Source organism: Pseudonocardia sp. (genome assembly GCF_025965585.1).
Taxonomy (GTDB): Bacteria; Actinomycetota; Actinomycetes; order Mycobacteriales; family Pseudonocardiaceae; genus Pseudonocardia.
This window is the reverse complement of sequence record NZ_JAOPWR010000333.1, coordinates 1-4,200: the sequence shown is the minus strand read 5'-3', so window position 1 is coordinate 4,200 and position 4,200 is coordinate 1. Positions and strand designations below refer to the sequence as shown.

4 protein-coding genes and 1 pseudogene are annotated in these 4,200 nt (G+C 69.5%); 1 reads left to right on the top strand and 4 read right to left on the bottom strand.

Annotation, left to right across the window (positions count from 1 at the left end):
* Positions 1 to 345: 345 nt before the first annotated feature.
* The 4 genes from JWR81_RS20455 to JWR81_RS20440 all read right to left on the bottom strand — a co-directional run bounded on the left by JWR81_RS20455 (position 346) and on the right by JWR81_RS20440 (position 3,780).
* Entirely contained in the window at positions 346 to 1,815 is a 1,470-nt protein-coding gene (locus JWR81_RS20455) for a class I adenylate-forming enzyme family protein (protein WP_297655219.1), read from the bottom strand.
* Complete coding sequence (locus tag JWR81_RS20450; protein WP_297655216.1) at positions 1,812 to 1,952, bottom strand: hypothetical protein; 141 nt, start codon at positions 1,950 to 1,952, stop codon at positions 1,812 to 1,814. Before JWR81_RS20450 ends, JWR81_RS20455 begins: the two co-directional genes overlap by 4 nt.
* 64 nt (positions 1,953 to 2,016) lie before the next feature.
* Positions 2,017 to 2,742 carry a FadR/GntR family transcriptional regulator gene (locus JWR81_RS20445; RefSeq protein WP_297655213.1) on the bottom strand — a complete coding sequence of 242 codons (726 nt, stop codon included), beginning with the start codon at positions 2,740 to 2,742 and terminating at the stop codon, positions 2,017 to 2,019.
* Between the two features lie 243 nt (positions 2,743 to 2,985).
* The gene (locus tag JWR81_RS20440; RefSeq protein WP_297655211.1) at positions 2,986 to 3,780 is read right to left on the bottom strand and encodes a FadR/GntR family transcriptional regulator; all 795 of its coding nucleotides are present in this window, start codon (positions 3,778 to 3,780) and stop codon (positions 2,986 to 2,988) included.
* A 298-nt stretch (positions 3,781 to 4,078) separates the two neighbouring features.
* Here JWR81_RS20440 and JWR81_RS20435 point away from each other — a divergent pair.
* Positions 4,079 to 4,200: pseudogene (locus tag JWR81_RS20435) on the top strand (ABC transporter ATP-binding protein); the annotation flags it as partial.

Below are 4,200 nucleotides of genomic sequence, written 5' to 3'. Positions count from 1 at the left end.
CGAGGAGGATGAGCACCAGCACGGCCGGGACCAGGACCACCAGGAAGCGCCGCCACAGCGTCCGCCCCTCGGGAGACCGGCGATGGCGCACCACGTCGGACCAGTGCGCGATGTCGTGCTCCATCATCCGCTCCCTACTGTCCACGAACACTGTCACTCTTCTAACTGTGACAGTGTCTGATGGTTACGTTGAGGCGGAGATCTGTACACGCACGGCCCGACGAACTGTCATGTGACTCAACTATTTTTGGATGACGGACCAACAGTTGCGCAGTGCGAGGCGCGCTGACCTACTGCATTGCCGAGTGCGATCGTGCGCACCACCCCGGTCCCCCCGGGCGTCCGTCAACCAGCCACCCCACCGGAAAGTGAGGCGCCCTCAGGTCGGCTCTCCGCGAGCAGCCGCCGCTGCACCTTTCCCGACGAGGTTCTCGGCAGGCTGGTGACGAACGACCATTCGCCGGGCACCTTGAACCCCGCCAGCCGTTCGCGGGCGAAGGCGCGCAGCTCGTCGGCCGTGGGAGGGGCGCTGCCCTCGGCGGGTACGACGAACGCAGCCACTGTCTCGCCCAGCCGCCGCTCCGGCACGCCGACGACGGCCACCTCGGCCACGCCCGGGTGCTTCACGAGCACGTCCTCTACCTCGACCGGGTAGACGTTCTCCCCACCGCGGACGATCTTGTCGCCGCGCCGCCCGGAGAGGTAGAGGAAACCGTCGTCGTCGAGACGGCCGAGATCCCCGGTGTGCAGCCAGCCGTCCGGGTCGGGTCGCAGGAAGTGCGCGGCCCTGGCCACCACCTCACCGACGCCGTGCTCGTCCGGGTCGTCGACGCGTAGCTCCACCCCGGGCACGGCGCGCCCTACCGAGCACAGCAGCTCCGGCCGCCCGTCCGCCGCCAGGCGGTGGTCGTCGGGGCCGAGGCTGGTGATCGGGCTGCCTTCGGTCTGGCCGAAGAGGTTGACCAGGTCGACGTCCGGCAGCACCTCCAGCACCCGGGCGAGGGTGTCGGGGTGGATCGGCGAAGAGCCGTACTGCAGGACCCGCAGCGTTCCGGGCTCGAGCAGGTCGGCCGCGAGCAGCATCTCGATCATCGACGGGACGAGGAGCGCGTGGGTCGGCTCCAGCGTCTGCAGGCCGGTCCACGACTCGACAGTGAACCGCGGTACAGCGACGACCGTGGCACCCGCTGCGAGCGCGACCACGACGTTCCCGCTCCCGGCGATGTGCGGCCACGGTGACGCCGTCGCATAGACGCTGTCCGGGGTGAGTCTCAGCAGCCCGATGTTGACGTGCGATCGGACGACCAGCCGGTCCTGCGCCATCGCCACCGGCTTGGGCCGACCGGTGGTCCCGGAGGTGTGGAGGTAGCCCGCGATCGCGTCCGGATCGGGCTCGGGCAGCGGCCGGGTGGACGCTGGAACGTCGCCGAGGACGGCCAGGCGCGCGCCCGCCGCATCAGCCACGGCGGCCCCGACGTCGACGGCGTCCGGCTCGCAGAGCAGCACCGCCGCCCTGAGCGCCGTCACGATCGGCGTCAGCTCGTGCACGGTGAGACGGGGGTTGAGCGGGGCGATCGGCGTGCCCAGGGCGGCGCCGCCGACCGTCAGTGCGACCGCTTCCGGCGTGGTGGCGCCCAGCAGGGCAGGCACCGGCACGCCGGGCGAGGCACCCAGTCCGGTCAGCCACTCGGCGATGCCGGAAGCCCAGGCCAGGAGCTCCGGACCCGACACCGACCCCGCCTCCGAGACGACGGCCGTGCCCCCACCACGGTGGGCGGCCGCAACCATCTCCGACCACGTGGCCGGCTCGGTCACCTGGACTCCGGGGAGTAGTCGTCGAGGAGCGTGCACACGACGGTCCCGAGCTCGCCCTGCTCGCCGCCCAGGGCGAAGTACATACTGTCCAGGACACCGCGCCGGTCGGTGACGCTGCGGGGAGATCGGTCGGTCACGGTGCTGAGCTCCTCGCCATTTGACGAACTGACTCAACAATCTAACGGATTGAACCGCCGCCCTCTACCTACCCATCAGATCCAGCACGGTCTCCACGTCGCCGCGGACGAGGTAGTCGCGCGCCTCGCTGAGGTGCTTGCGCCACAGCCGCTCGGCCTCGATCGCATCGCGCGCCTCGACGAGGTCGACGACGCGGTGGTGCGCCGACAGTCCTTTCCGGCTGGCCCGGTCAAAGACCGGGGTGCCCACCGTGGACTCCACCCGCGACAGGTTCGCCAGCTCGATGATGTGCTCGAGCATCCCCATGATCAGCTGCAGTGTCTGGTTATCCGTGAGCTGGACCAGCAGGGAGTGGAAGGCGACGTGGGTGCGGATGGACTGCATCGTGTCCTCCTCCGCGTCGTGCTCGGCCAGTGCCGCGCGGAGCACCTTCAGATCCTCCTCGGAGCGGAGCTCGGCCAGCAGCGCTACGCACGGCGGCTCGATCACGATGCGGGCCTCGTAGAGGTCGACGAGCTTGGTGCCGCGGTACTCCAGGATCAGTCCGGCGTGCCGCGCCGCGACATCGGGATCGGGCACCTGCACCCGGGCCCCACCGTGGGCGCCACGCCGGACCACGATCAGCGACTCGGACTCCAGGACGCGGAACGCCTCGCGCAGCGTGGGACGAGAGACGTCGAACTGCTCGAGCAGCGTCGCCTCGGGCGGCAGCGCGTCGCCCTCGGCCAGCTCGCCGCGCACGATCTGCCTACGCAGGTGGTCAGCGATGAGCTCGGCTGCCTTGGGCACGCGCAGTCTCTGCCCGACCTGACCCCGCGCCGCGCCGTCCCGAGTAGACCACCCGGCCATCGGAACCCCCTCCGTCTTTCGACCACGCGCGCACCGCGGGTCGCAGATAGTATGACCGTGATGGTTCCGGAGGTTCGGGACGCCGATGACCAGACCCGAACAGCGTCCTGAGCCGGTCGCAAGAACCGTTCCTCAGACGTTCCCCACAACGTCGTCAGGGCCGACCGTCCGCCGAGGGACCCCCTAACCCATGAGGTCGAGCACCGTCTCGACGTCTGCACGCACGAGGTAGTCGCGGGCCTCGGTGAGGTGCGTGCGCCACAGCTGCTCTGCGCCGTCGGCGTCGCGCGCCTCGATGAACTCGACGACGCGGTGGTGCGCAGCGAGGCCCTTGCGGCTCGCACGCTCATGGGCCGGCGTGCCCACCGTGGACTCGACACGCGCGAGGTTGGCCAGATCGATGATGTGCCCGAGCATGCTCATCAGGAGGATCAGTGTCTGGTTACCGGTCAGCTCGACGAGCACCGAATGGAACGCGACGTGCGTATGGATCAACCGCACCGGATCGTCCGCCGTGGCGTCGTGCGCGGCGAGGGCGTGACGCAGGCACTCCATGGTCTCGTCGCTGCGCAGCTCCGCGAGCAGCGCGACACTTGCCGGCTCGATGACGATGCGGGCCTCGTAGACGTCGCGCAGGGTCGTGCTCCGGTGCTCGAGGATGAACGCGGCGCGCCGCGCCGCCACCTTCGCGCAGGGCACCTGGACACGGGCTCCCCCGTTGGCCCCGCGCCGCACCGTGATCAACGACTCGGACTCCAGCACACGGAACGCCTCGCGCAGCGTCGGTCGGGACACGTCGAACTGCTTGAGCAGCGCCGACTCCGGCGGCAGCGCGTCGCCTTCCTGCAACTCGCCGCGCACGATCTGATTACGGAGGTGGTTGGCGATGAGCTCGGCCATCTTGGGAACGCGCAGCTTGTGGCCCACAGGACCGAACGAAGCCCGGGCGGGAGGCTCGTCGCTTGGCTGGGCGCCCACGCTCCGAAGTGTGGCACGCATCAACCTCCTCTTAATAAGTGTTAAGAGTTATCTCTTTACTGGGGTTCGTCTAGCATCGTCAGCAGGGCAGTCCCCCGCACCCACAGGTCGCCAACGTCACCGGCGGAGGACGCGGCATCGACCGCACCCGCTGCCTCGAACCCGCCACCAGCGCGCTCGCGCTTCCGGTCGCGAGGAGCACCTACCGCGGCCCGGATGGGGCAGTCGTAGGGCATCCGTGACCGCGAGCGCCCTGAATCGTTGAGATCATCTATTGGATGACGATCGAAGGAGCTCCATGACCGGCGTCGAGGTGACCGTCGAGGGACTGTCGAAGTCCTTCGGGCGGGCGAACATCTGGTCCGACGTGTCGCTGACCCTGCCCCCGGGTGAGGTCAGTGTGCTGCTGGGCCCGTCGGG